Genomic DNA, 24,077 nt, shown 5'->3' with positions numbered 1-24,077 from the left:
AATGGAATACAATAAAGTGACAAAAAAAGAGCTTCAGTCAGAACGATTGATCCCTCGAAATCAAGTGGCAGAGCTTCTGGGCATTAAGCCAATCACTCTTTATGTCTGGATTAAGCGTGGTACTTTTAACTTACCCACCTACAAAATTGGTAACCGCTATCACTATCGCTTAGTCGATGTGCAAGCGTATATCAATGACAGTGAGATCAAATAAAGGAATCAGTTTAAAAAATAGCATGCCCTTTTGCCTAAGCGAAGACAGCCAAAGGGCACTCGCAAACAATCCGAAGCTAGATATCAACTTATAACACTAGGTAAAGTTGTAATCTCAAGCAATGGCGAGAACGTTATAATTCTCGCCAAAGGTGCCAGCATCAAAACTCCTATTGGCGCCGTGTGCATGAGCATGGCCAAAAGTGGTGACTATTACTCTTACATCATTCTTGTTGAGGCCAGTGGATGCAGCACTAACATTAACGTCGGTTCGAATGAGGACTTCAACACCATAGCGAAAGATTTAGGGAAAGAGCCTAGAAAAGGAGCTTGGCTTTAAGTAAGTATCTGATACCCAACACTAAATACCCTAAAGTAAGCACAAGTTCTTAACCTAGGGTATTAACTCACCTCCCCCAAGATTGACAAATTCAAGTTACCCGTAAGCTAAGAGACTCATCAACCGTAAGGAGTTCTCATGACACAGCATTATGAATACCGTGGAATTAAGTACTACACAGAATCTCACAACAACTATATAGCCATTTTCGACGCAGCAACTCATCAGTTTGTTTATCAACTGCATGGTAGTGACTTAAGTGAAGAAGAGGTCTTCTATAAATTTCTTAACCAATATCTAAGGCAAGACTGATTCAATTATTAATCTTGCTTTTCCTTTATCCCAAGCCGCTGGTTCTGATCAGCGGCTTCTTTTTTCCCCACCGACTCTCTCATTTAATCACTTCAATCAATTTATAATTTATCCGTAATCGCCCTTGAGGCATTGATGCCGAAGAGCTGATCGGCTGCAAAGCTCAAAATATGATTTCACGGAGACGCATTCCTAAGGCATAAGCCTTCTTTTCATACTCACCAAAGATCATCGGGACCACTTACTTACTCCGGCAGACAAGCCATCAAATCACTCAGCCACCGAGCAGAGTTACCGGCAATGTAGTCACTCATCCGAAGTGAGAGATAACCATCGCTTTTGCCCCCTCGTCTCTTTTTGAAAAAGAGACGAGGGAGTCACAACAGGCCAGGGCCTAATAATGGCAAGGCTTGAAGATGCATTCCTAGCATCAAACTTAGAACGAAAATGAACGACAGTGACAAATTAGCCGGATCTCGCCACCTAAATACGGAGTGGCCTGAACGGGAAGCAGCCCCATAGCGGTTTGTCATCATACTGTTACTAGCAATTAGCTCATAGGCGTTGGGATCGCCATTATCTCCCCTTCACAACAGAGACGCGCCCTCTTGCAATGCGCACCTAACACTTTACTGATTAACTGTGGTTGTGAATGAAAAATTAGCAGTTCCTCTTGGAGAAGGGCTAAGTAAAATTTGGATGTTTGGTATGATAGGCTGTTTGGTATGACAGGCTCTGGCATACCTTTGGGCAAAATCTTCTTAGAGTAACCACGTAAAATAGTAAATTCTGACAACTTTTGGTATCGAAAAGCCGCTTAGTGAAGTGTCCAGTTCTGTTGGTGCAGATCAGTTATGGGATCGATTGATATTAAGGAAACGCTTCATCATTGAAATTGTCTTTAATTTGCTGAAAAATATATCTCAGATAGAACAATCGCGGCACCGGAGCTGTGTGAGCTTCATGGTAAATCTTCTGATAGGACTCATTGCCTATTCGTTCCAACCAAAAAAGCCGAGCATTAAGGTTGCTCGGCTTGAAAAGTTGCGCTTATGCAGATCTGAAGTTATGTAAGTACTGTATCAGCTACCGATAATTGGCTTAGATGTTATTAGAGCGCGGAGATTCCATTAGCCATACAACTTTATATCGCTGGGTACAGCGTTATGCCCCAAAAGTTGAAAGGCGGCTCGATGGTACTGGAAGCCTGGATGGAGCACCAGTTGGCAGGTTTACGAGACCTATATACGCGCAGGTGGTGCCTGGTTGTACTTATATCGAGAGATTAACAAAGAAGCTTTCATTGCTTAAGTCACGAAGTGACTGAAAAATTAGACCTCTCGTAAACTATGTAACAGACCCGATATTAAAAATGCCAAACATTATAGATAGGTCACTCAAATACCTCAGATCATTTTGCATTGGAATCACGCCGCTAACATTCAACAACGATATCCATTAAATTGTATTTTTAAGTTATACTTGAGTCGTTCCAACTCCTTCAAGCTTTGGTATAGCCCACCACAATACGCCAAGTAAACACACTGAATATAGCATGGAAATACCAATAAAAATAAACACTAGTATGCAAATGACCATACCAATTGCAGCCACTAACTTTGCTGTTTTTTTAAGGAGTTTTACTGCACTCCACATTGCAAATAGGTAGATAAGAACAAAGATACTATTCGCCAAAGTGAGAAATGCTTCAGCATCAACATCTAATAAATCACCCAATACACATGATACCACTAATATTGCCCCAACAAATAATGTCGCTTGTTTTGGCACTCCATTATTTGAAATCATTGCAAGCTTACTTTCTGGGCGATATTCCCTTGCAAGTGACCAAACCATACGAGATAAACTTTGAGTGTATAGGTTAATAGTCGCAAAACAAGCGAGGAATCCAACAATACTAATTATCCATATAGCACCTGATCCAAATAGCTTACTCGTTAACAAAGGTACTGACATGATGTTAACATTACCACTACCATAAGCATGAAATTCAAGGATCAACGTAGAAAACAGGTAATACACTATTCCTGCAACCAGACAGCCAATAATAATGGAAATTGGGTAGTCTCTTTCTGGATTTTTAAAATCCTCTCCCATATGGGCGAATGCTTCAATGCCGACAAAACACCAAAACATCACCGAAATAGCCATCGTAATGTTTGACACATGTTCAATTGGGTTTGAACTTGGGAAAAGAGTAAGATTTGTTGGTTCAGCTCGCCATATGAATGCCGCAACCAAAGCCATGATTCCGATTGCAATAAAAGTTTGAAAACGACTTGAAGACTTAATTCCAATCAAGTTAATTATAATGAGTAAAATCACTACAAGAAGTTGAGTAACTAACGAACCAGATAAATAATCTGGTAAAAACTGTTGTGCAAAACCACCAGCAATTGTAATTGCCGCTGGTATACCTACAGGTATCACACTAATAAACAGTAACCCTATAGCCTTTTCCAACCTTTCCCCAAACGCCTGTTTTACAAAATACGCTGTACCTCCAGCGTGAGGGTAGCGGCGTCCAAGTGCTGCAAATGTTATAGCAATAGGACACACCGCAATAATGAGAAACCACCATGCCCATAGAATCTCTTGCCCCGCAATACTTGCCGCGATTGCTGGTACCATAAATAGCCCGGTGCCAAGCAATGTTGTAGACATCATCCCAATTCCGCCAAGTAGCGTGATATCACTTTTTAACTCAGACATAATTATGTTTTATCTTTCTTTTTTATATGAATAACTAGTTGTAGTACACAGTTGTAAAGCTAAAACATTCATATTATTAACATCTAATCGTCATTTAAAACAATCGAAAATTAACACGTGACATATTGTACTATGTATTCATATTTACCATTCAACCTAATTAACTTGTTAATGTGATACACAATAAACTATCAGCCACTTAGGGAAACAATGTCCGATTTTCTCTTGACACAATTAATGAAATATCGAACAGAGATCATATTTTTAATAACTAACATTGGAAATAGTCACCCTCCTTAATATATACGAAGATGATAATACATATGATTAAGTTCAATCCAAATTTATAATAGGTAATATATTCGATTTAATAGATAAAAGGAAAAGTACTGCTTACTTCAAATCATTCGGTTTAGAAAACAGCACCTAATAGCCGCGAGAGCACCCTCAGCTATTAGGCAACCATCACTTTCAAATATTCACTAATTGTTTAATACTTTGGTTATGTCATCAGCATCATGACGCTCAGCCAACTGCTCGTTGTCATCTCCCCATACTCGATTGACAATTCGGCCACGCTTAACTGCTGGACGATCGGCAATTTCTTGAGTCCAACGCATCAGATTCGGGTAGCTGTCAACACTGAGAAACTCTTTTGCATTGTATAGATTCCCTAACATCAGGTTGCCATACCATGGCCAAGTTGCAATATCAGCAATCGTATACACATCACCAGCCAAGTAGCGGTTATTGGCAAGGTGTTTATCTAGTACGTCCAACTGGCGCTTAACTTCCATCGTAAAGCGGTTAATTGGATACTCAAACTTTTCCGGTGCATAGTGATAGAAGTGGCCAAAACCACCACCAAGGTAAGGCGCTGAGCCATGAAGCCAAAACAACCAATTTAAGGTGTTAACTCGCTGAACTTGGTCAACCGGTAGAAACTCTCCAAATTTCTCAGCTAGGTGCACCAGAATAGATGCTGACTCAAAGACCTCGATTTGCTGCTCACCACTACAATCAACCAGTGCTGGGATCTTAGAGTTTGGGTTAACCCCAACAAAGCCTGAAGAAAACTGGTCGCCCTCGCTTATCCGGATAAGATGCGCGTCGTATTCTGCCCCTGGATGACCCGCAGCCAACAACTCTTCCAACATGATTGTGACCTTCTGGCCATTTGGGGTCGCAATCGAATAAAGTTGTAATGGGTGTTTACCCACCGGTAATGCCTGCTGATGGGTGGCACCTGATACAGGGCGATTAATCTTGGCCCATTCCCCACCGTTTTCAGAATCGTGGAACCATACTTCTGGTGGATTATAATTACTCATAAAATCACCTTATTTACCACGTTGCTCTTTCGCAAAGTTTGATGGGTAAAGTGCACGTTGTCCCTCATCGTCCATAGTCGATTTAAATGTCAACTCACTATCAATATTACGTGCCTTTGCTACGGCCGGACGACTGTCAATCTGCTCAAACCAACGCTTCAAGTTCGGGTATGGTGCAAGCCCATCTGCATTAAGCACAAAGCGTGCCTTGTCAATCCATCCCCATGCTGAAATATCTGCGATCGTATATTCATTGCCAACGATGAATTCACGGCCCTCTAAGTGCGCATCCAATACTTCGTAATGGCGCTGGGCCTCACGTAGATAGCGGTTCTGAGCGTATGGAATGGACTCAGGGGCTTTGTGCTGAAAGTGCACCGATTGACCTGAGAATGGACCTAGGCCTGAAGCAATGAACATCATCCAAGATAAAAGTTCTGCACGATCTTCTGGCTGGCCACCTAGTTTACCGGTCTTTTCAGATAGGTACATTAGAATAGCATTCGAGTCGAAAACACGCTGACCGTCATCCATGATGGCAGGTGTTTTACCATTAGGGTTGATGATGCGGTACTCTGGCGTATGCTGTTCCCCTTTCATGGTATCAACTGCTACCAATTCAAATGGCAGATCAGTTTCCGATAGAAACAGAGCGACTTTCATTGGATTTGGGGTCTGGTGGAAATAAAACTTAAGCATAGTAAAACCCTTCGCGGTTAAATTGTAGGTATTTAATATTAGCGAAAGCCAATATGTTGTTTATAAAAACCTTATCTGCACTAATCAGGCAATGTGCCAATAAGGAAAAATTAATTCGCTTCAAGAACTTGAGACAAGACTTGTTTATAGTTTTCCACTGGATGAGCGCCAGTTATCGCACTTTCACGATTGATAATGACCGTTGGTACCCCTTCGATACCAAGTTGTCGCCATTGCTGTTCTAAGCTGCGGATCTTCACTGTACGGCTCTCATCTTCAAACACAGAGGTGTCTGCCTCGATACCAACGCTTCCTGCTTCCGCTAGTAAAACCTGGCGGTCTGAAACGTCTTTATGCTCACTGAAAAATGCGGCAAACAAGCGTTGTTTTAATTGATGCTGCAACCCCTGCTCATGCGCGAGATCCAACAGCATATGGGCATCGAAGGTATTAACCATGCGCATGTCTTCGCTGTAGTTAAACGAGAAATCATGCTCTGCGCCAAGCACCTTGATATTAGTGCGGGCACGTTCACTATCTTCACGGTTAGAGCCGTACTTGCGCAACACGTGCTCGCGTAAGTTCTCACCTTCTGCCGGCATCTGTGGATTCAGCTCGAATGGCTGCCACTCAATCTCTACCTTGTCGGCAATACCCAATTCGTTGATTGCTTCTTCTAGACGCTTATAACCGATAATGCACCATGGGCACACCACATCAGAAATGATATCTAGTTTGATTTTATCAGCCATATTCTACCCTTTGCTTGTTATATGCTGGCTTATATAGTCAGCGTCAAAACGGTATCGCCGTGAAGTGCTTAATAAAAACCGTTACACGACTGATGAAACCAATTTACAGAAGTTGACTATGTTAGATCCCGAACCTAAGAGACCTCTCAGCATAAGATTGAGATACGTGAGGAAATGCCATTTTCTAGCAGGCTCTACCTGCAATTTCTCTTTAATCGATTCGGTCTTAGATGACATTTGCAATTACTATAATACCTCTTGAACAATCGTTCAAGAGGTATTTGAACGAATACTCAAAAATATTCACAGAGAGATGTTATTCTACTGATTAATTTATAAAAAAACCGCCCGTAGGCGGTTATGAAAAGCATTTATTTAAATGGTGGCTGAGTGAAAATAGCATCGACTAACTGGGTTAATTCTTGCTGGCTTAAGGTTTGCCTGTTTACCCTTGCATAGTTACGTAACCCTAATATTTGCACCTGCAAGTAACGTGCTAACTGTTTGGGATCTTTATCCTCAGATAATTCACCTTCAAGTTGTGATTGCTTTAATAGCTCAGTAAAGCGAGCCTCAGCCTGCTGTAACAATTGTTGAGCAAAAGCCAATAATTCTGGCTGCTCATCCGTCAGTTCAGCCACACTTTTTTGCAGCATACACATACCATTAGGTGCACCTTGTTGGGTATCAACCACTACCTTGCGGGTAAATAAAGCGAGCCCCGTGAGCGGACTCCCAGCCTCTTTGAGGCTATTGTTGAGCGCCGTTGCGCTTAATCCTGCATAATGAACCAACGCTTCCTTATATAAGCCTTCTTTGCTACCAAAGGCGGCATAAATACTACCAGGACGCATATCAATCACATCCTGTAAGTTGCGCATAGAGGTGCCGTTAAAGCCCTTTTGCCAATATAGGTCAGTCGCCTTCTGTACTACCAAGTCGCGATCAAATTTAGCCTTCGTTGCCATAAGTAGAGACTCAAAATGAATTGAAATATATCTACATTATACTTGAACTATCGCTCAAGGCTAGTTGAAATGCACGAAAATACATTCATGACGTATCATCATGAAAAATAAGTATTATTGATTTAGATGGTAAATTAGACCATTTTCTATGGCATACATATGGGATGATAGTAGTAAAATACATTTTGATTAATTTATTTTGATCCTCTATTCAAATATTTACATCAGAATTTCTTCTACTTACTTGAAAAAGAAAATAACACTGAATAAAACGCTGGTCTTGACCAGCGTTTACATCAATTGCCTCTCTTGTAAAGATAAGCATTCAACCATGCAAGAGAAAGAATAACCAATGTGAACACAGGTGGCTTTGATTGAAAAGGAAGTACTTCAGCTGGCACATTCGGTAATAGGTGAACATACACTGCAACGAACATAATAACAGTAGTTAATGCTGTCGACGCATACATAATCAAGGTTCTCATATCACGCTCTAGCGATTTCCCACCGATTGTAATCACCAAAAGAAGTGCACCTGCTGCCATTTCACCCAATTGGCCAGCCCAACGTGAAAGAAATGGGAACGGTAGCTCACTCAGTAAAATTTGTTGTGTGAACATTGTATTGAACGGTTCGAAGAACTTCACCGTACCAGCCATCAGTAGAAAAGCGCCGAGTAAGCCGGTCAAAATTTTCTGTGATTTTAGTAATACTGAATCACGCGCGTCATATCTTCGATATAGGAAAAAACCCGTGATGATCATCATAGAACCAATCAATGTCAGTTCCAATAAAAGTTGTTGTGTATTCATGCTACGAACTCTTAATATAAGATATTAACCGACAATTATATTGTCAGTGCTATCATAATTTATTTTACACTTTTAATAAAAACCTATAGCCTAACTCACCACGGAAATAACACCATATAAAATGGTTGTATTTATTTCTTCTGTCAGCCCATCATTTTCTGCATTCGTAAAAATATTATTGACGACTTAATTATAAATAGCTATCTTCAATAGTGGGTTTACGAGAGTATTTATTTTGTGTTAAGTTATTTTATGCTGTATCTGATTAATTATTTTTCGGAACCGGCTCAAGTAACACTTTAGACACAAATATCCGAACTGTCGGTGCAACCACTGCAAGTAACATCAGTGCAGAAGGAAGCATTTGGCCTACCGCAGCTAACCAAGCCTCATAAAAAGACATGCCTTCAGGTAACGTCTTATAAGCCATAATTGCTGGCATGCTAAGAAGCATAGTGGGTAGGACCATCGACATCATCAGTGGATACTGGTATTTGCGTGGAAATTTTTTCATGTTGACACCTCATTCATTTGTTGAGTTATTTTAAACAAACAGGCTGTCACCAAAAACAGTCAATGTTGAATCAAAAGCGTGCAAATATGAAAGCTAAAGACATTTCAAACCTATATCTTTTTTGCCAAGCTGTGGAGTGCGGTGGTTTTGCTGCCGCAAGTTTAGTCACTCATGTTTCGGCTCCGACTCTCTCCCGTGCCGTTGCACATCTGGAGGAGCAATTAAGTGAAAAGTTGGTTCACCGAAATGCCAAGCAATTTCAGCTAACCACTGCCGGTACCGAATACTACAACCGTTTTGCAACGATATTCTCTCAGCTTGATGAACAGTGGATTCAACTATCCAACAGCCAGCCTTCCTTGACGGGGGAAATCAGGGTTTCCTGCCCTGAGCCGTTTGCTGATTATTTCCTACAACAAATCGCGATTGACTTCATGGAATTGCACCCCGATGTGACCATTTCTATTCAATTTAGCTCAGGGACTGAACGTTTTTTTGATGATCAAATTGATCTAGCCCTTGCGACCGCTCCCCCACATGCATCACACCTTATTCAGCGCCGCCTTTTCCAGTCTCCACTCGTCTTGGCAGCGTCTCCTGAATATATTAAAAAATATGGTGCTCCTGAGCGGGTCGAGGAATTAATCCACCATAGGTTACTTGCGGGCAATGATATGCCATATTGGGAGTTTATCGAGGATGGAAAACCTATCCGTATCCCCTTTAACTCAAAATATGCCATTAGCAGTTTACGGTTAACCATTAATGCTACCCTCTCCGGTGTGGGAATATGCCTTATGCCCCTCGGCCCTTTCGAACAGTTCTCTGAACAGGGTAAATTGCTCCCCATCCTGCCAAATGTTGAATGCCCAACAGGAAAAGCGTACATGGTATGGGCCGACAGGAAGCTCATACCAGCCCGGGTCGCTGCTTTTCGAGATATGGTGTTTGAACGATTCCAGCATCCCGTTGGTTTTTTGAATTCAATAGTCGAAAGTACGAACTAAATTGGAAAAGCCCATCTGATGGGTTTTTTAACAGGGTCTGTTTACACCTTCGGCTCGCTATTTAACGCCCTTTCTAACCAAATCGATGCCATTTTAGCGACATACTCCACATCGCTTTTGTTTTGAAGTAAGTGGTCAGCACCTTGCAAGGCGAGAAATGATTTTGGCTGTGGTAATGCAGAATAGATATAACCCGCATTCTTAATATCGACCGTATCATCATCGGGAACATGAATCACCAGGCTGTTAACGCCCTTCAACGATCCCAACCTACCCCGTTGATCCAACTGTTTCAAATCAGACAAAAAACGCTCTCCTATAGTGAAAGGCCGTCCAGCCAACATCACGCTTGCCTGCCCATTTTCTTTGATTTTATCAATATGATCTTCGAATAGATGAAGAATATGCTTGGGTTCAAAAGGTGAGCCGATGGTAATTACTGCCTTTACTGAGGGAAGCTGCCCGGCTACAGCCAACGAGGCAGTCCCCCCGAGTGAATGACCCACCAATGCAGATATGTCCATTCCCTGCTCAGACATCCATGATGCCGCAATACCTAAATCTTCAACGTTAGTCAGAAAAGAGGTATCTACAAACTCGCCACCCGACCCCCCAACACCACTAAAATCGATTCTCAGCGTCGCAAAGCCATGCTTAGCTAGTGCTTGGCACAGACGTTTTTCAGGCAGGAAGTCTTTGCCACACGTAAAGCAATGAGCAAAGAGGATGAAGGCTTTGGGGACATCATTTGGGATATCTAAGGTTGCAGCAAAATGTTTGCCTTGATGCAGGACGGAGACTTGGTGTGTACCAGGGGTGAACGTAACGGACTCTCGCGGGGTATCTGTAAGCTGCTGGTATATTGCGCTCCCCACGTCGCCATCCCTAGCGGCAAACAAGAGAGACAGTATTATCCCCCTCGCAGCACTATCCCCGCCAACCAGGGCATTTTCACTGAGGCAATCCGCAAAGTTGTCATCAAACTGGAGAGCAAAATACAGTGTCAACGGAAATGCTTCAGGGGTATGGCAGGTGGTCCCCATCTGAGTAGCCACCTCAACCGGTTGTTCCCCTGATTTCAAACATTGCTTTACCTTCAGGAAATGTCTCTCAGGCTCTAGTTCAGTATAAGAGCCTTCATTGATGCTCATTTCACAGGCCTCGGAGAAAGAGTTCCCTTGCTGGATAGAGAAAACCATCCTGACAAATAATTCTGCAGCATCTGCCACACATTGAGGGCTATGGGTGATGCTTGTCTGCTCGCGGGCAGCTTGGATCGTTGCTTCAAGGGGTAGGTTCAAATCGAGCAATGGGGCAAGCCTCGATGCCCCTGCAAGGTCATTGGAATCTGATCCATAGCCAGCATTTTTCAGGGATTGCTTAGTAGCGCCATCAAGGTACCCATCATACCCAACCATTGCGCCTAACCAGTGCTCACGCCATGTCTGCTCGTTGAACACGCCTTGTATTTCCAGATATTGTCTAAAGACAGCAATCTGGTCGCCATAGTGCGTAAGCTGGCCAGCTCGCCGATTGGGATGATAGGCACTTTTCGGATCGGTTAATGCGTAGACCCCGTTTGGGTACAACCTTTTTAATTTGCTCGGATTGTAGATCCAGTGAGGTCCCAGCGCTAACGCATCAGCCGCGAGTGCCGCAGTGGTAAATATAGCCATTGATAACTCCTATCTAAGCCGAGATTCATTATCAGCAATAACAATGGTTACCCCCCTAGCGCACGTCAAGTTAATAATTCATATATCGATTGAGAACGTCTTGTCCATCTCTACTGTATATGGGTGCGATTGTTTTTCATGATCGATACTAGTCGAAAGCCGTTCAGACATCCCCAAGGCGTACTGTTGTCTCATCTCGAGATAATGTCTTGTTGTCAGCGACTTTCTCTCGGGCAATAGCGTTGATTGATTGTTATTAAGTCGAGGATTTACGCTAGCCGCAGTTTTTTCTTGGTAAACATGAGTGCCGGAGCTGTACATATCAGCATGTACCGAAATTGAGCCAAAGAATAAAACCATCATTACCAGTCGCATTGCTATTTTCATCGTATATACCGTATCGCAGTGAACAATAACGACATATTAAAAGCAAATAATCGCAAGCAAAAGATTCAAAATTAAATTTGAATCTTTCACTATTGCACGCATACATGCATAGTCAGTAATCCAGCGCTCCTCTTATCGGATAATGATTATTAGGATCCCTGATCCATACCAAGCCATTCAATAGGGTTGATATTTCCGGTCTAACAAAGGGGTTATTTGAAATATCAACCACATGCAGATTACCCAGTTCGTTAACAACAAACAAAGCCGGTTCTGGGAAGTTATGGTCGGTTTCTTGCGGTGAACGCGGCTCAGAAATGTATAACCCCAGTTGCTTCATTTGCGCTTCAGATAGGCCGTACGCAAGGGACAGTGAAACCCCTAACTCTTCAGCGTACTCTTCTGATTGCCCTTTCGAATCCGCAGACACTGCAATAATGTCAATGCCGGCTTCGTGAAATTGCCCATAGAACCCATCCAGCTCTTTTAGGTATCTCGCACAGACCGGACAATGCTTGCCTCGATAGACAAAAATCGCTTGCCATCGCGCCCTATGCTGTGATCCGCCGAGCACGGCTGAACCACTGTTGAGCATTTCAACATTGAGGATAGGAAATGGGTACCCAGACTTCAGTTTCGTAGACATCGTATCCACCTATTATTCGTAGCCTTATGACCAAGCGAACTTTTCAAACACTTTGTCAACCGGCGTTCCGGTAATGTGGTTCGTGTAATTACTCATTACCTTCATTGATACCCCGAGCACAATTTCTAACAACTGCTGCTGCGAATAACCCGCCGAATAAAATGTTTGAAGCTCACTGGGAGTGAGATGACCTCTATTTCTAACCATTGCCAATGTCGTGTCGTGTAATACCTGTAACTTTTCCTTTGTCATTGGCTTGCGGTTTCTTAAGGCTTCGGTTAGCGCAGGATCAACTTTCATTGAATGTGCGATGCCGGTGTGTGCTGGCACGCAATAATGACACGCATGCTCAACATTGACCGTCTGCCATACCACGGTTAGCTCTTCCGCATCTAATGAAGATTGCTCAAATAATTTACCGATAGTTTGATAAGCTTCTAAAATTGCGGGGGCTTCTGCCATCACGCCGTGCAAATTGGGGATCATGCCAAATGATTTCAGCGAGTTTTCTAACAATGGTTTACTTGCATCTGGCGCGGACTCTACAGTATGAATCGTAAATGAAGACATATTGGTATTCTCCTGTGGGTTTAGGAATAGTCAGCTCAACAGGTGTTTCAAATACTCATCTTTCGCATCTAACTGCAAAAAATGCCCTGATTGTTCAATTTTCGAGACTTTTATAACATTCAATGTCTTTTTCAATAAGACGCCGGGGCCATCCCAGGGTTGATGGGGATCCTGCATCGCCCATATGAGGTGTGTTGGGGTTTTAACATTTCGTAGACTGGTCATGATGTCAACGGTATCGCTATTATCCAAGCTCGCCAGTAAGGCTGAAAAGTTATTACGCCCAGATATGCTGGTACATTTGCGATCAATAAAGACGGTCGACATGAGTTGCTCTGTGATCTCACCCTTATTCACAAAAGTACTCTTAATAAATTGGGCTAACCCCTGTGGAAGCTCAGACTCAGATGCAAGGGTGGTAAACTGCCCCGATCTGGCTAAGTCTATCAACACATTCATTTCATCGACCGGCCAGGAATCCGCTGCAATGGAATTGGATATCGTCAACTTTTTATAAAGCACCTCATTAAAAGTCACTAAGTATTGGGCAACACCTCCCCCGATATCATGCGCAACGAGCCAAATATCCGAGAACCCTTGCTGATGTATCCACTTATTAATGAGTGCTGCTGTCCCTTTGATGCCATAGTATTTATCTTCAACCACTTGGGTTTCACCGAACCCCGGCATATCAAATGCGAGCGTATAATACCCTTGCTCCGAAACCTGCTCGATAGTCTTTAACCACAAAGTCGCATTTGCCGGGATGCCATGAATAAAAATAACTACAGGGTGATTTTTATTACCAGCCTCAAGCACGGACAGTATATTGCCGTCGACATCATAACAAACTCTTTTCATCTATCTTTCCCCATCAAAAAAGTGCCCGTTAGCTAAACAACCAATAGAGCCCTGCTGCCAAGATGGCCAGCACCGAAACAATCAATAACGCTGCTGATACCCCTCTATTCTCAATCGTCTGGCTACCAAATAAAGACGTCGCTTGTCCCCATATCATCATTGGGGGGGCTACACGCCACATTTCTGTCTTGGCCTGTTCGCCAGCCTGTTTCAAAACATACGGCAGGTAACCCATGGCCTTCGTCAACGGTTTAACCATGGCCTGGCTTTCTATCTGAGGGGTAGGAGCCCCAGTTGCGGCAGCCTCTAAAGCGTCATACAAGTTATCTTCATCATTGGAAAATAACGAGCGGAAAACAATAAAGCCTTCTTCGTCAATGATATAGGCTGAGTTTGGTTTGGTATCTAACTGTTGATGGAAATCACCCTCAATCGAATCTGATACCACAGTCCAAGGAATTAGATGTTCATGCTTTAACTCCACGGCATGTTTAAGCTTGTCCTCAAATGTTGACGGTTGGTGGATATTTTCAGCTGGGTGGGCTTCCCGGACATTCACCATCAGGAATTCAACATCATTGCCAAAAGCTCGATAGAGACGCTTCAGAACCGGTATCGAAGCCGTCGTCATCGGACAGGTCATGGAGCCGACAGTTAGGAAGACCGGTTTACCTGAAAAGGTTTGCCAAGTGATCTGTTCACCGGTTGTCGACACCATATTGATTTCCGGTATTTTATCACCCGCAGCCGGCTTTCCTTTATTGAACCTCATGTCATCCATCAACAATGACATCGAGATATGGCTGAATCTATAAGCTGTTGAGTTTGCCATACATCCCCCCGATATAAAGAGCTTTGTTAATCATAGAGTCCATTAACCATCATTTCTTTCTAGATGGGTTCAAAATATTACCAAAAAGGTTCATTCTTTTATTTAAAGCCACCTGTTAGCTCCTGTGTAAATGATATAAACTGGGAATAGTATATTTTTTATAATTAAAGCAATATCTTGGATATATTGTATTGAGTGAACTTAAATGATGAAAACTTGAACCAATATAAGAGGTATTCCACTGAGAGTTAATTAGAATGATATTCAACCCATTATATGTTGGATTCATTTTTGACCAAATTTATACTTTATCCACAGACCTTATTATGTTTACAACTAATTTATTTTTGCAAAGAGTAAAACTTCCGGCTTGTTAACTGAAATAATAACCCAACACTGATTAATCGAGATGGAGTACCCATATTCATACAAAGTAATCTAGACGACTAATACCTTGACTTGATTATGAAAGAGGATAGATTAATGAATGAGGATAGAAGAAAAGCAATTAAGAATATTGCGGGGCTCACGGCTGGTACCGTTCTTGTGCCGTCTGTCATGGCTCAGTCAACCGTAGGTATGAAAACGGCAGGTGTTGCTACGGCAAGTCAGGAGAAAGGAACCAGCAATCGCCCCAGTAACCCCAACGCTCAAACCATATTGATCACTGGCGCAGGCAGTGGTCTAGGGCTTGGAACAGCACTAGGGCTCGCACAACAAGGCCACAATGTTATCGCTAGCGTTGAAATTTGGTCACAATCGACCACTGTGCAAAAAGAGGCAAAAAAGGCTGGTGTTGATATTGAGGTCATCAAACTCGATGTGCTGAGTAAAGATGATCGCGATTATGCTGCTTCTTTTGATATTGATATTTTGGTAAATAATGCTGGTATTGGTGCGACTGGGCCAATAGCAGAAATGCCGATGCATTACTTCCGACAGGTCATGGAAGTCAACACCTTCGCGGCTATTGAGCTGACGCAACTATTTGCCAAGAAGTTTGTTGAGAAAAAAGCAGGGAAAATTGTCTTTTTATCTTCGATAGCAGGACTTACCACCTTCCCATTCTTGGCCCCTTATCACGCCTCCAAATTTGCCCTTGAGGCCGCTGCACAGTGTTTCCATACAGAATTGACCCCTTTAGGCGTTCGCGTCTGCACGATTAACCCTGGACCGTATGATACTGGGTTTAATGACCGTATGTATGATGTTGTTGACCAATGGTATGACCCTAACGTTAACTTTACGCCTGAGAAGCCCATTCGTGATATGCAGCAAACGATGGCCTCACCAGGTTTTCAGTTCGATCCTAAAGAGATGATTGATATGATGGTTAAAATCATTCCAATGAAAGAAAAGCATAAGTTCCGTATCATGCTCCCTGAGGACTCCGTTGTTATGTCGAAAGAGGGGCAAAAGAAGATGTGGGAAATGGATGTTTAGTATCAATCTGATAAGATTACAATTCCCTGCCAAGAGGCGGGGACTCCCCATCTCCATCCACTCATCTGAAAATGCCCCTTTCATTACCCACGACCGTTGCCAAAATAAGTGAACTACCTTGACTACCGCTCCCAAGGCGCAAAACAAAGTTTTACGTTAGTAGGCAACCAGATAATTGGCTGATATTGCATCACATTAAATAATTACCACCATTCTATTACATAACCTCGCAATAAAACCGCATAAACATGGTCTAGTATTTAATCTGATGTTTAAAGGTGCATTATGCAAATAGTTACTTATGAGGGTTTTCCCGTATTTGTTCGCAAGAAGCTTGGCAGTGTTAGTCGGGAGCTAAAGCCTGAAGTGGTAAATGCAGCCTGTTTTGCATTTGTCACGGGTGATGACTTTTACCTATTGGAGCAAGTGACCCGTATTTTAATTAACCAAGAACATGGGTTTATTGCAAAATGCACCAATATGTTCATTGAACAAAGTTCGGACAACGCAAAGGGGTATGCAACGGGCATATTTTTCCACCCAGAAATTATGGACTCCCTGTTTAACAATGAATTATCTAGTTTACAAAAAAACACTAATTATAATATAAAACAAATAAAAATAAGTACTGTTTTGGAGACTTATTTCCAAAGCATTGAACATCTTATCGACAACCCAGATCTTGCTGATGAATTAATGATAAAAAACAAATTACGGGAGCTCATCATCATCTTAGCCAAGCATGTCAATGTTGGGTCTGAGTCTGATTTTTTATCTTCGCTGTTTCAGGTTCACTATGAAAAGTTCGAAGATATTATTGAGAAAAATAAATACACAAACCTTAGCCTTGATGAGTTGGCTTTACTATGCAATATGAGTCGCTCTACGCTTAAGCGACGGTTCATGGCTGTGTATGGCACAACGCCAAAACATTACCTCAACCAACAAAAGATCAATAAAGCTATTGTATTGCTAAGAAACCGAGAAAACAGTATCGAAAACATTTCCTATGATGTTGGTTTTAAATCTGTTTCAACCTTTTACCGGGTTTTTAAAGAAGTTACTAATAAATGTCCTTCAGAGTTTTATAAGTAACTGAGAACTAACCATGTAGGAAAAGTGAGATTTAGGAGCGCCTAATTTGACATAAAAATGGCCCTAATTAAGAGGTATGGTTAATTTTTCTATTTTATGCTTAATAAACATGTATATTTGCCATCAAGGTCAATGAATGTTCAAGTTAACCCTCTTTGCTGCATCGATCGTCATAGTTAGCAGTCAAGCCTATGCAGATAGGCTGCTCCCTACCCCAAAGAGACCGGGCTTAAGTGGCAATGTCGGCTTTGGGGCAGCCTTTTTTGATGTTGAATCCAATTTTATTGCGGGTAACCGGTTTGTTGATTTGGATAATGAAACCACGCGCTCGCTGTCTGAGGGGCCTTCCAGTGATTCCACCTTTTCACCTGATATCCAACTGGATCTCCGGTACACTTTTGACAACAACCGAACGCAAATATTTTTTGGTAATGCCCTCACGGATTTAGTCAGGTTAGACTTTTCTCAACAACTCGGTATCAGGCACTATCATTCGCGCTTTGGGACACTCTCTGCCGGGTATGTGTTTTCAGCGGTGCCGACGGAAGTTTGGACTGACCCATTCGAGGCCGGGTCTGAGCGCTCACGCACCGATCGTGACTCTAATGGCTTCAAATTAGCCTTCGATGATATTGCCGGAGTCCCTGTCGGTGTCAATTACACTTTCAGGAAGATAGATATTGATAATGAAGCAAGTGGTACTGCGTTATTGAGGGATGGGGAACTTTCTCCCGCAGATATAGCTTTGCTTGACCGTGAGGGTGATTTACATCGATTAGAAATCATTGGCTTATATGAAATATCACATAAACATAAAGTCGCCCCTCAACTCACCTACAGTAACCTTGACGCTGACGGTGGTGCAGCATCATCCGATGTCTATAATGGGCAGTTGTCATACTTATACACCCGCGACAACTTATCCTGGGTGGCAACCGCTTTTGTTGCCCAACGTAATTACGATAAGGCAAATCCAATTTATAACGAAAAGCCCGATACAACAGGGGTTGGCATTAGCACCTCCCTACTGGCCCACGATATAATCCCGTATAAGAATTGGAGTATACTCGCAGGCCTTTCATGGATTCACGGTGACTCTGATATTGAGTTTTATGACTCTGAAATCTTAGCGGGCAACCTCTCAGTTATTTATTTTATTAACCCCAACTAAAACATGTACCAATCTGGTTAAATCTAAGGCCACTGTCGCTTTATGAGTCCAGTGGCCAAATCAGAAAGAAATCATTGCGTGATAATGGCGTTCACAACCTCAGTCATAGTGGTGCCAGAGATATCGGGCTTCTTGTACATGGGATTATACGGCCAATTCAAACGATCGATATAAGCTGCTTTCATTCCAGCATTTAAAGCTCCGAGTGTATCCCAGTCATGGGTCGCTATGAGTCTCATCGAATTCATCGGTAAACCCAACTTATTACCTAAATAGGCATAGGCTGCCGGATCGGGTTTGAATGTGCCTGCTTCTTCTACCGATATAATATGGTCAAAATATTCCGTTAAACCGGCATTGTCGATTTGCGACGATACCAAACTTAAGGATGAGTTTGAGAATGCAACGGTTTGGAAACCGGCAGCACGCAATGTCATCAGTGTCTCGGTTATGTCATCGTGCGGCTTGAGATTGGAAAACGTGGACAGGATATCTTTAGCATCCTCAGTCTTTAATTTTTTACCCAGCCGGGAGGCGACAGTCTCTAATGTCAATTTGGCTAGTGTGGCAAAATCGGATTTTACACCCGTTACTATAGAAACCGTTGACGTATGCAAGAGCATCGAAAACCATAACATTTGGATTTCTTCATCACCAAAAACCCGTTTAAACTTTGGTTTTAGTGAGTCTAGATTTAGAACCGTTTCATTGATATCAAATACTATCGTCTCTTTCATAACCCATTGGCTCCTTGTGTATTTCTTGCTATACGAAAAGGAGAGGCCCAGCCTCTCCTTTCTTAGTGTTTAGAAACGGTAGTCAACCGACCACACCACTTGTTGGGTGTAATCAATGTCGGTACCCTTTTCACTGTAGTCTTGATCTAGGTAACGGTAAGTGATTTCAGTTGACCAATTGCGGTCGATTTCATACATTGCACCAACCTGGCCGCCCCAGACAAAATCGGTTGAGCTTTTACCGTTTAGCTTGTTATCAGCCGCACCCACAGACACACCGGCGACTAGATTTACACGGTCATGGACAGGCAGTAGGTAGTCATAAGAGGCAAGGAAAAGATGTTGGTCATTCTTATCCGCATAGCCATATGTACCCATGACGCGGTGACGGTCATTGAGAATAGCACCACCACGAAGTTGGATGTTCGCATCTTCACCGTTTGATGCATTGTTCCCTTTTACTTTATCATCCTGATAACCGACACCTGCACCGACAAACCAGTCAGTATTCATTGCTAGTGCTGGAGTTGCCGCCATTGTTGCCATAATTACGGCAGAAGTCATCATCTTTTTCATTATATATCCTAATGTCTATATTTAGTTGAACATTTTCAGGCTGGGATAATATTAATAATTAATCACCAACGGAATGCATTATATATTTATGTTTATATATCTAAAACTGACAGTCATGAATTCATAACATTCAATTATGTAGTTTTGAAATAATTTAATCATTCATATTAGATCGAAGATGCTAAACATCAATGACCAAATGCACTGAGTAATACTCTATTTATTAATTTCTCATTTGCTCTCATACGGACATCTTCAGATTGGTCAATCCATATGATGGTTCCATGTTCATCAACTAATATTGATGTTGGTATCGCCATTGAGCGGTATTTCATTTTAGTGGGGAATGGTAAGCCTAACACTTTCTTTGCTGGCGTTGCATCACCTCCAAAAGCTTTATGGTGCTCTACACCATATTGCTTAATAATGTTTAATTCTGGATCTGATAATAATAAATGCGACAGGTTATCACGTTTTTGATGAGCCCTAGTTGCTTCAGGTGTGTCACCAGATATCGCAATAACTTTTACATTATAGTCATCAAATACAGGCTTCATCTCGTCAAACATTTCCAACTCAGTACTACAGTATGGGCACCACGACCCTCTGTAAAACTTTAATAACACCCGCAGTCCTTTCAGTTCACTTGTTGAAAAGTATGTTCCATCTGCCTTTATTGCAGAGAAGGGTAATAGTGTATCTCCAGTCGCGACTTGAAGCCTGCCAACGGGTGCTTTTGAACCACGAAAAGTCACTGTAAACACTATACTCATTAATATTGGTATAGTAGCAAACAGAATAACCATTATGGAGAAAAATCTAAATGATTGAAGCGTTAGCGTTAGTGAAGAAACACTGGAAATAAAGCCAACAATCAACATAATAACAAAGAATATCGGTTTATCTGGTGTTCGATGTTTCTTCACCTTATAAAAATAACTGCCTGCACCTATTATTGTCGCGAAGAGCCCAACTAGCGAGATGATGACATCATTAGCCATTAAAAAACAACTCCATTACGCTACTTAATAACATCTCTGTCATTCCCTTACTATGACAATATTAATTTAAAAACAAGATTAAATTATGGATTGAATATTTTCAGCTAATACAGGCTTTGAAAAAAGCGGATAACTATATTCAACTGTCATATTTTGCTTGGCTTCATCCAACGTCGCGGTCGCATCTGTAACGGTGTAGACTTCATAGCCCCGGTCATATGCAATGCGCATAGTCGCTTCGACACAAACATCTGTTAATAGTCCCGCCAGGACAACGGTTTCTATTCCATTTTCTCTCAACACTTTATCGAGATCCGTTCCTTCAAAAGCACAAATATGATGCTTTTCTATTATGAGATCACTTTCATCGGTATTAAGGACATCAGCAACTTGCGCCCCTTTGCTTCCTCGGATGAACCCACCAGACTGCGCCACCGGCTTCATGACGCCGTACAAATCATCGGGGTTACCCATTTGATCAGGTTCGATTGTGATTGGTGTGTGGATCACCATCATGTCATTTTCATGAAACTTATCTAATAAGCCATTAAGTTTCTCAATAACATTGGTTTTATCTAATACCGGTTTTACCGCCTCATATAACTTACCATCTTCTGATAAGAAATCATTTTGGGGATCAATAAGAATGAGTGCTGTCGCGTTACGCTTCATTTTTCTAGTACCTAATATTAATACACTTGCAGTGCCATGATTTACAACTTGCTTTCTGGTAGGGCCGAACTCATTATTTTTTCAACCATAGTATTCAGCAATTTTCTTGGTGTGAGGTTTGCCGAGAATGCAGATATCTGGTTTCGCAAACCCGGTACAATGACCACTTTTTTACCCATATTTTTCAGTGCAATTCTTGCAACATCTTGAGGTTCTTTGGCTGCAAAAGGCACTTTGTTCCAGTTAACACCCGTTTTATCAGCCATCGGTGTCTTGGTTAGCCCTGGTGATAAGATACTTACATCAACACCTTTCGGCTTTAGTTCACCATATAAAGACTGCCCGAAATTAATGACATAGGCTTTCGACCCTGCATAATTTGAAAAGTATGGGCTACCCATTTGTCCAAATAAGCTTGCGACAAATAGAATTCCCCCCTTACCTTTGTTAACCATCAAGTTGCTAAAGTGATGAGCCAACTCCATTGTCGACAACACATTAACATTAACGAGTTGCCTCTCAGACTCAAGGTTGATTTTCTCAAAAGCACCGTTATTTTCTAAACCAGCAGAAAGAACAAGCAAGCCAATATTTTGGTTTACCTTTTTAACAGCATTAACGCCATCAGAACGACTTAAATCAGCAACGATATATTCTGTCTTCACATTGTGTTTATCAGAGATTCGTTGTGAATTGCGCTTTAACTCTTCTTCTCGTCTTGCGACAAGCACCAAGTTCATGCCATCAGCTGCTAACTGCTCAGCAATTTGTTCACCAATCCCTGATGTGGCTCCAGTTACTAAAGCCCAACCACCGTATTTTTTGTTGAAGTCAAAATTCATTTGTTGCTTCCAGTTTATGAAGTTCTTGATAGCTTCCAACGCCTTGTTGAAAGCTATCTAAATTAAGTGGGAATTATTTGTTCCAAGCAAATTTTTCGAACATTGGATCGACAGGCGTCTTCGCAATGTGGTTAACGTAGTTACTGATCACTTTCTGTGATAGACCAAGAATAACTTCTAGCACTTGCTGCTGACCGTAACCAGCACCAATGAAAGCGTTCAATTGGTCTTCTGTTACATTTCCGCGTTGACGGACTACAGCCAAAGTAAAGTCGTGAAGTGCTTGTAGTTTAGCGTTTGGCATAGGCTGCTGATTACGGAGTGCTTCCGTTAGTGATGGGTCTACTTTCATGGAGTGAGCGATACCCGTATGCGCAGGAACACAGTAATGACACTCATGCTCGACGTTGATTGTCTGCCATACGACAGTCAGTTCCTCTGCATCAAATGATGTCGCTGTAAATAGTTCATGAATTTTTGTGTAAGCTTTTAAAATTTCTGGTGACTCTGCCATAACAGCGAATAGACCAGGTACAACACCGTAAGCTTTATATGCACCTTCAATGATTGCTTTACTTTTTTCTGGTGCTGACTCAACTGTATGTGATTTAAATTGGCTCATTTTCTTCTCCGATTAACTTGTCTGTTGCTTATTTACTTAATGCATAGCGAAAAGAACTAAGTCCTCAACCGCTCTGTTTGTAGTGAATATACAGAAACCAGAACGACCGTTCAACATAATTTTTGATCGATCGTTCAAAGAAGCATTAACCTAGGGTTAATTAATTGATTTTAAATAAGATTTTTTTAAAAAATATCGGAGTGACATACACTCAATTTAAACCATTGTTTATATTGGTAAAACTTCAATTGTTTTATTCCATCCGACTGTCAATGATAGGGCTCGTAATGCCAGCAGAAAGAGTTGAGAACTTAGGGTCTGATATGAGTTAGCTGACTAGTCCATTAATACCTTGCACCATATTGTTATGGCACTCAGTTGAAATAAACATGTATAAAGAGAGAGCATTAGTAACCAGTGAAGATCACTAGATATAAATGATTTGGCAGACTCAATTTAGAGAAGCAGCCTTGAGTTGTCGATAACCGTATAAAAAGAAAATGTAACTCATTCATCCATACGCTTCACGTAATTGATAGCTCTAACTAAAATGATGTATGGAATCCACTCCCCTTCACAACCACTAGACTAGACGTTGTGATATGGATATTTCGCTGAGAGGGTTTCATTATGGATAAGAGCATCATAGGTATCGATTTAGCTAAAAACGTTCTCCAGGTTTGCCACATCAGTAAGCATGGGGAACTACTCTGCAATAAGGCTATGAGTAGGCAAAAAACTAAGGAGTTTTTAGCCAAATCGAACGTTCTATACACATTATAACTCTGGGTTTGGTGCTTATCAGACTCACAAGGAGAAAAATCATGGGTGTTTTGCCAAAAGAGATTCATAATGAATATTCAGGCCGAAAGGTAGCTTTGTACTTCTTTTTCCTGTTTACTTTGATGACCCTTGTACGGAGCTTAGTTCATATCTTATCTCCAGACGGAGGGGCGCAAAGTATTGCAAAAATTCCCCTTGATACATTTACTCAAACAGGTGCAGAAACTGTTATTCTGATTTTCTCGCTTTGGGGCTTTTCTCAGTTATTATTGGGAATCATTTATATACTCGTCAGTTGCTTTTACCGGTGCTTTGTTCCGTTAATGTACATGTTCATCATCGCGGAAAATGTAATGCGTTTGGTACTGGGAATACTTAAACCTATAGAAGCAATAGGTACGCCAGGCAGTACAGGTAGCTATGTACTCATTCCGTTAGCGTTGATCATGTTTTTGTTATCCCGGCCTAAATAAGAAAAGTTA

General features: G+C 41.7%; 24 protein-coding genes and 3 pseudogenes. 9 read left to right on the top strand and 18 right to left on the bottom strand.

Going from position 1 to position 24,077, the window contains the following annotated elements:
• Position 1 precedes the first annotated feature (1 nt).
• The 3 genes and pseudogenes from C9J01_RS01950 to C9J01_RS30145 all read left to right on the top strand — a co-directional run.
• Positions 2-214 carry a helix-turn-helix transcriptional regulator gene (locus C9J01_RS01950; RefSeq protein WP_158264473.1) on the top strand — a complete coding sequence of 71 codons (213 nt, stop codon included), beginning with the start codon at positions 2-4 and terminating at the stop codon, positions 212-214.
• A 1,503-nt stretch (positions 215-1,717) separates the two neighbouring features.
• Positions 1,718-1,929, top strand: a pseudogene (locus C9J01_RS01940) (transposase); the annotation flags it as partial.
• Positions 1,930-2,095: 166 nt separating this feature from the next.
• A pseudogene (locus tag C9J01_RS30145) lies at positions 2,096-2,176 on the top strand (hypothetical protein); the annotation flags it as partial.
• A 165-nt stretch (positions 2,177-2,341) separates the two neighbouring features.
• On the opposite strand, the gene yjeH reads toward C9J01_RS30145, so the two are convergent.
• The 7 genes from yjeH to C9J01_RS01905 form a co-directional block, all read right to left on the bottom strand.
• Positions 2,342-3,598: an L-methionine/branched-chain amino acid transporter gene (yjeH, locus tag C9J01_RS01935; RefSeq protein WP_107296418.1), complete on the bottom strand. Its 1,257-nt coding sequence runs from the start codon at positions 3,596-3,598 to the stop codon at positions 2,342-2,344.
• Between the two features lie 482 nt (positions 3,599-4,080).
• On the bottom strand, positions 4,081-4,929 hold the full coding sequence (gene yghU / locus C9J01_RS01930; protein ID WP_107296417.1) for a glutathione-dependent disulfide-bond oxidoreductase: 849 nt from the start codon (positions 4,927-4,929) through the stop codon (positions 4,081-4,083).
• Between the two features lie 9 nt (positions 4,930-4,938).
• A complete protein-coding gene (locus tag C9J01_RS01925; protein WP_107296416.1) occupies positions 4,939-5,628 on the bottom strand; it encodes a glutathione S-transferase family protein in 690 nt (229 codons plus the stop codon).
• 110 nt (positions 5,629-5,738) lie between these two features.
• Positions 5,739-6,380 (bottom strand): DsbA family oxidoreductase, encoded by a 642-nt coding sequence (locus tag C9J01_RS01920; RefSeq protein ID WP_107296415.1) that lies wholly within the window; start codon positions 6,378-6,380, stop codon positions 5,739-5,741.
• A 371-nt stretch (positions 6,381-6,751) separates the two neighbouring features.
• On the bottom strand, positions 6,752-7,348 hold the full coding sequence (locus C9J01_RS01915; RefSeq protein ID WP_107296414.1) for a TetR/AcrR family transcriptional regulator: 597 nt from the start codon (positions 7,346-7,348) through the stop codon (positions 6,752-6,754).
• Between the two features lie 296 nt (positions 7,349-7,644).
• Positions 7,645-8,160, bottom strand: coding sequence for a hypothetical protein (locus C9J01_RS01910; RefSeq protein ID WP_107296413.1), 516 nt, complete (start codon positions 8,158-8,160; stop codon positions 7,645-7,647).
• 265 nt (positions 8,161-8,425) lie between these two features.
• Positions 8,426-8,674 (bottom strand): DUF2798 domain-containing protein, encoded by a 249-nt coding sequence (locus tag C9J01_RS01905; RefSeq protein WP_107296412.1) that lies wholly within the window; start codon positions 8,672-8,674, stop codon positions 8,426-8,428.
• A gap of 86 nt (positions 8,675-8,760) precedes the next feature.
• Between C9J01_RS01905 and C9J01_RS01900 the strand changes: the two genes are divergently transcribed.
• Positions 8,761-9,681 carry a LysR family transcriptional regulator gene (locus C9J01_RS01900; RefSeq protein ID WP_107296411.1) on the top strand — a complete coding sequence of 307 codons (921 nt, stop codon included), beginning with the start codon at positions 8,761-8,763 and terminating at the stop codon, positions 9,679-9,681.
• A gap of 41 nt (positions 9,682-9,722) precedes the next feature.
• On the opposite strand, the gene C9J01_RS01895 is transcribed toward C9J01_RS01900, so the two are convergent.
• The 5 genes from C9J01_RS01895 to C9J01_RS01870 form a co-directional block, all read right to left on the bottom strand.
• On the bottom strand, positions 9,723-11,357 hold the full coding sequence (locus C9J01_RS01895; RefSeq protein ID WP_107296410.1) for an alpha/beta fold hydrolase: 1,635 nt from the start codon (positions 11,355-11,357) through the stop codon (positions 9,723-9,725).
• A 499-nt stretch (positions 11,358-11,856) separates the two neighbouring features.
• Positions 11,857-12,390 (bottom strand): redoxin domain-containing protein, encoded by a 534-nt coding sequence (locus C9J01_RS01885; RefSeq protein ID WP_107296408.1) that lies wholly within the window; start codon positions 12,388-12,390, stop codon positions 11,857-11,859.
• A gap of 24 nt (positions 12,391-12,414) precedes the next feature.
• Entirely contained in the window at positions 12,415-12,960 is a 546-nt protein-coding gene (locus C9J01_RS01880; RefSeq protein WP_107296407.1) for a carboxymuconolactone decarboxylase family protein, read from the bottom strand.
• 30 nt (positions 12,961-12,990) lie between these two features.
• Positions 12,991-13,821: an alpha/beta fold hydrolase gene (locus tag C9J01_RS01875; RefSeq protein ID WP_107296406.1), complete on the bottom strand. Its 831-nt coding sequence runs from the start codon at positions 13,819-13,821 to the stop codon at positions 12,991-12,993.
• 28 nt (positions 13,822-13,849) lie between these two features.
• Positions 13,850-14,653, bottom strand: a complete 804-nt coding sequence (locus C9J01_RS01870; RefSeq protein ID WP_107296405.1) for a TlpA family protein disulfide reductase — start codon at positions 14,651-14,653, stop codon at positions 13,850-13,852.
• 483 nt (positions 14,654-15,136) lie between these two features.
• Between C9J01_RS01870 and C9J01_RS01865 the strand changes: the two genes are divergently transcribed.
• From C9J01_RS01865 to C9J01_RS01855, 3 genes are all read left to right on the top strand, one after another.
• A complete protein-coding gene (locus C9J01_RS01865; RefSeq protein ID WP_201797775.1) occupies positions 15,137-16,096 on the top strand; it encodes an SDR family oxidoreductase in 960 nt (319 codons plus the stop codon).
• Positions 16,097-16,381: 285 nt separating this feature from the next.
• Positions 16,382-17,191, top strand: a complete 810-nt coding sequence (locus tag C9J01_RS01860) for a helix-turn-helix domain-containing protein (protein WP_107296404.1) — start codon at positions 16,382-16,384, stop codon at positions 17,189-17,191.
• 136 nt (positions 17,192-17,327) lie between these two features.
• Positions 17,328-18,362 (top strand): DUF2860 family protein, encoded by a 1,035-nt coding sequence (locus C9J01_RS01855; protein WP_107296403.1) that lies wholly within the window; start codon positions 17,328-17,330, stop codon positions 18,360-18,362.
• Positions 18,363-18,433: 71 nt separating this feature from the next.
• Here C9J01_RS01855 and C9J01_RS01850 read toward each other — a convergent pair whose 3' ends face one another.
• The 6 genes from C9J01_RS01850 to C9J01_RS01825 form a co-directional block, all read right to left on the bottom strand.
• Positions 18,434-19,099 (bottom strand): haloacid dehalogenase type II, encoded by a 666-nt coding sequence (locus C9J01_RS01850; protein WP_107296402.1) that lies wholly within the window; start codon positions 19,097-19,099, stop codon positions 18,434-18,436.
• A 69-nt stretch (positions 19,100-19,168) separates the two neighbouring features.
• Positions 19,169-19,675: an outer membrane beta-barrel protein gene (locus tag C9J01_RS01845; protein WP_201797774.1), complete on the bottom strand. Its 507-nt coding sequence runs from the start codon at positions 19,673-19,675 to the stop codon at positions 19,169-19,171.
• 188 nt (positions 19,676-19,863) lie between these two features.
• Complete coding sequence (locus C9J01_RS01840) at positions 19,864-20,676, bottom strand: peroxiredoxin family protein (RefSeq protein ID WP_107296400.1); 813 nt, start codon at positions 20,674-20,676, stop codon at positions 19,864-19,866.
• A 78-nt stretch (positions 20,677-20,754) separates the two neighbouring features.
• Positions 20,755-21,348 (bottom strand): cysteine hydrolase family protein, encoded by a 594-nt coding sequence (locus C9J01_RS01835; protein WP_107296399.1) that lies wholly within the window; start codon positions 21,346-21,348, stop codon positions 20,755-20,757.
• Positions 21,349-21,389: 41 nt separating this feature from the next.
• Entirely contained in the window at positions 21,390-22,190 is an 801-nt protein-coding gene (locus C9J01_RS01830; protein ID WP_107296398.1) for an SDR family NAD(P)-dependent oxidoreductase, read from the bottom strand.
• Positions 22,191-22,263: 73 nt separating this feature from the next.
• A complete protein-coding gene (locus C9J01_RS01825; protein WP_107296397.1) occupies positions 22,264-22,812 on the bottom strand; it encodes a carboxymuconolactone decarboxylase family protein in 549 nt (182 codons plus the stop codon).
• 630 nt (positions 22,813-23,442) lie between these two features.
• On the opposite strand from C9J01_RS01825, the pseudogene C9J01_RS30120 reads away from it, so the two are divergent.
• A pseudogene (locus C9J01_RS30120) lies at positions 23,443-23,574 on the top strand (IS110 family RNA-guided transposase); the annotation flags it as partial.
• A 62-nt stretch (positions 23,575-23,636) separates the two neighbouring features.
• Positions 23,637-24,068, top strand: a complete 432-nt coding sequence (locus tag C9J01_RS01815) for a hypothetical protein (protein WP_107296396.1) — start codon at positions 23,637-23,639, stop codon at positions 24,066-24,068.
• Positions 24,069-24,077: the final 9 nt, after the last annotated feature.

This window comes from Photobacterium rosenbergii (assembly GCF_003026455.1).
In the GTDB taxonomy this organism is placed as follows: Bacteria; Pseudomonadota; Gammaproteobacteria; order Enterobacterales; family Vibrionaceae; genus Photobacterium; species Photobacterium rosenbergii.
The sequence above is the reverse complement of the archived record's forward strand: the minus strand, read 5'-3'. Positions and strand labels throughout refer to the sequence as shown.

Bases quoted from the DNA above. Each gene is read 5' to 3' on its own strand.
- C9J01_RS01855 (WP_107296403.1), top strand. From the start codon at position 17,328: ATGTTCAAGTTAACCCTCTTTGCTGCATCGATCGTCATAGTTAGCAGT.
- C9J01_RS01910 (WP_107296413.1), bottom strand. From the start codon at position 8,160: ATGAATACACAACAACTTTTATTGGAACTGACATTGATTGGTTCTATG.
- C9J01_RS01880 (WP_107296407.1), bottom strand. From the start codon at position 12,960: ATGTCTTCATTTACGATTCATACTGTAGAGTCCGCGCCAGATGCAAGT.
- C9J01_RS01850 (WP_107296402.1), bottom strand. From the start codon at position 19,099: ATGAAAGAGACGATAGTATTTGATATCAATGAAACGGTTCTAAATCTA.
- C9J01_RS01835 (WP_107296399.1), bottom strand. From the start codon at position 21,348: ATGAAGCGTAACGCGACAGCACTCATTCTTATTGATCCCCAAAATGAT.
- C9J01_RS01885 (WP_107296408.1), bottom strand. From the start codon at position 12,390: ATGTCTACGAAACTGAAGTCTGGGTACCCATTTCCTATCCTCAATGTT.
- C9J01_RS01895 (WP_107296410.1), bottom strand. From the start codon at position 11,357: ATGGCTATATTTACCACTGCGGCACTCGCGGCTGATGCGTTAGCGCTG.
- C9J01_RS01920 (WP_107296415.1), bottom strand. From the start codon at position 6,380: ATGGCTGATAAAATCAAACTAGATATCATTTCTGATGTGGTGTGCCCA.
- C9J01_RS01875 (WP_107296406.1), bottom strand. From the start codon at position 13,821: ATGAAAAGAGTTTGTTATGATGTCGACGGCAATATACTGTCCGTGCTT.
- C9J01_RS01925 (WP_107296416.1), bottom strand. From the start codon at position 5,628: ATGCTTAAGTTTTATTTCCACCAGACCCCAAATCCAATGAAAGTCGCT.
- C9J01_RS01865 (WP_201797775.1), top strand. From the start codon at position 15,137: ATGAATGAGGATAGAAGAAAAGCAATTAAGAATATTGCGGGGCTCACG.
- yjeH (WP_107296418.1), bottom strand. From the start codon at position 3,598: ATGTCTGAGTTAAAAAGTGATATCACGCTACTTGGCGGAATTGGGATG.
- C9J01_RS01950 (WP_158264473.1), top strand. From the start codon at position 2: ATGGAATACAATAAAGTGACAAAAAAAGAGCTTCAGTCAGAACGATTG.
- C9J01_RS01900 (WP_107296411.1), top strand. From the start codon at position 8,761: ATGAAAGCTAAAGACATTTCAAACCTATATCTTTTTTGCCAAGCTGTG.
- C9J01_RS01845 (WP_201797774.1), bottom strand. From the start codon at position 19,675: ATGAAAAAGATGATGACTTCTGCCGTAATTATGGCAACAATGGCGGCA.
- C9J01_RS01815 (WP_107296396.1), top strand. From the start codon at position 23,637: ATGGGTGTTTTGCCAAAAGAGATTCATAATGAATATTCAGGCCGAAAG.
- C9J01_RS01825 (WP_107296397.1), bottom strand. From the start codon at position 22,812: ATGAGCCAATTTAAATCACATACAGTTGAGTCAGCACCAGAAAAAAGT.
- C9J01_RS01915 (WP_107296414.1), bottom strand. From the start codon at position 7,348: ATGGCAACGAAGGCTAAATTTGATCGCGACTTGGTAGTACAGAAGGCG.
- C9J01_RS01870 (WP_107296405.1), bottom strand. From the start codon at position 14,653: ATGGCAAACTCAACAGCTTATAGATTCAGCCATATCTCGATGTCATTG.
- yghU (WP_107296417.1), bottom strand. From the start codon at position 4,929: ATGAGTAATTATAATCCACCAGAAGTATGGTTCCACGATTCTGAAAAC.
- C9J01_RS01905 (WP_107296412.1), bottom strand. From the start codon at position 8,674: ATGAAAAAATTTCCACGCAAATACCAGTATCCACTGATGATGTCGATG.
- C9J01_RS01840 (WP_107296400.1), bottom strand. From the start codon at position 20,676: ATGGCTAATGATGTCATCATCTCGCTAGTTGGGCTCTTCGCGACAATA.
- C9J01_RS01860 (WP_107296404.1), top strand. From the start codon at position 16,382: ATGCAAATAGTTACTTATGAGGGTTTTCCCGTATTTGTTCGCAAGAAG.
- C9J01_RS01830 (WP_107296398.1), bottom strand. From the start codon at position 22,190: ATGAATTTTGACTTCAACAAAAAATACGGTGGTTGGGCTTTAGTAACT.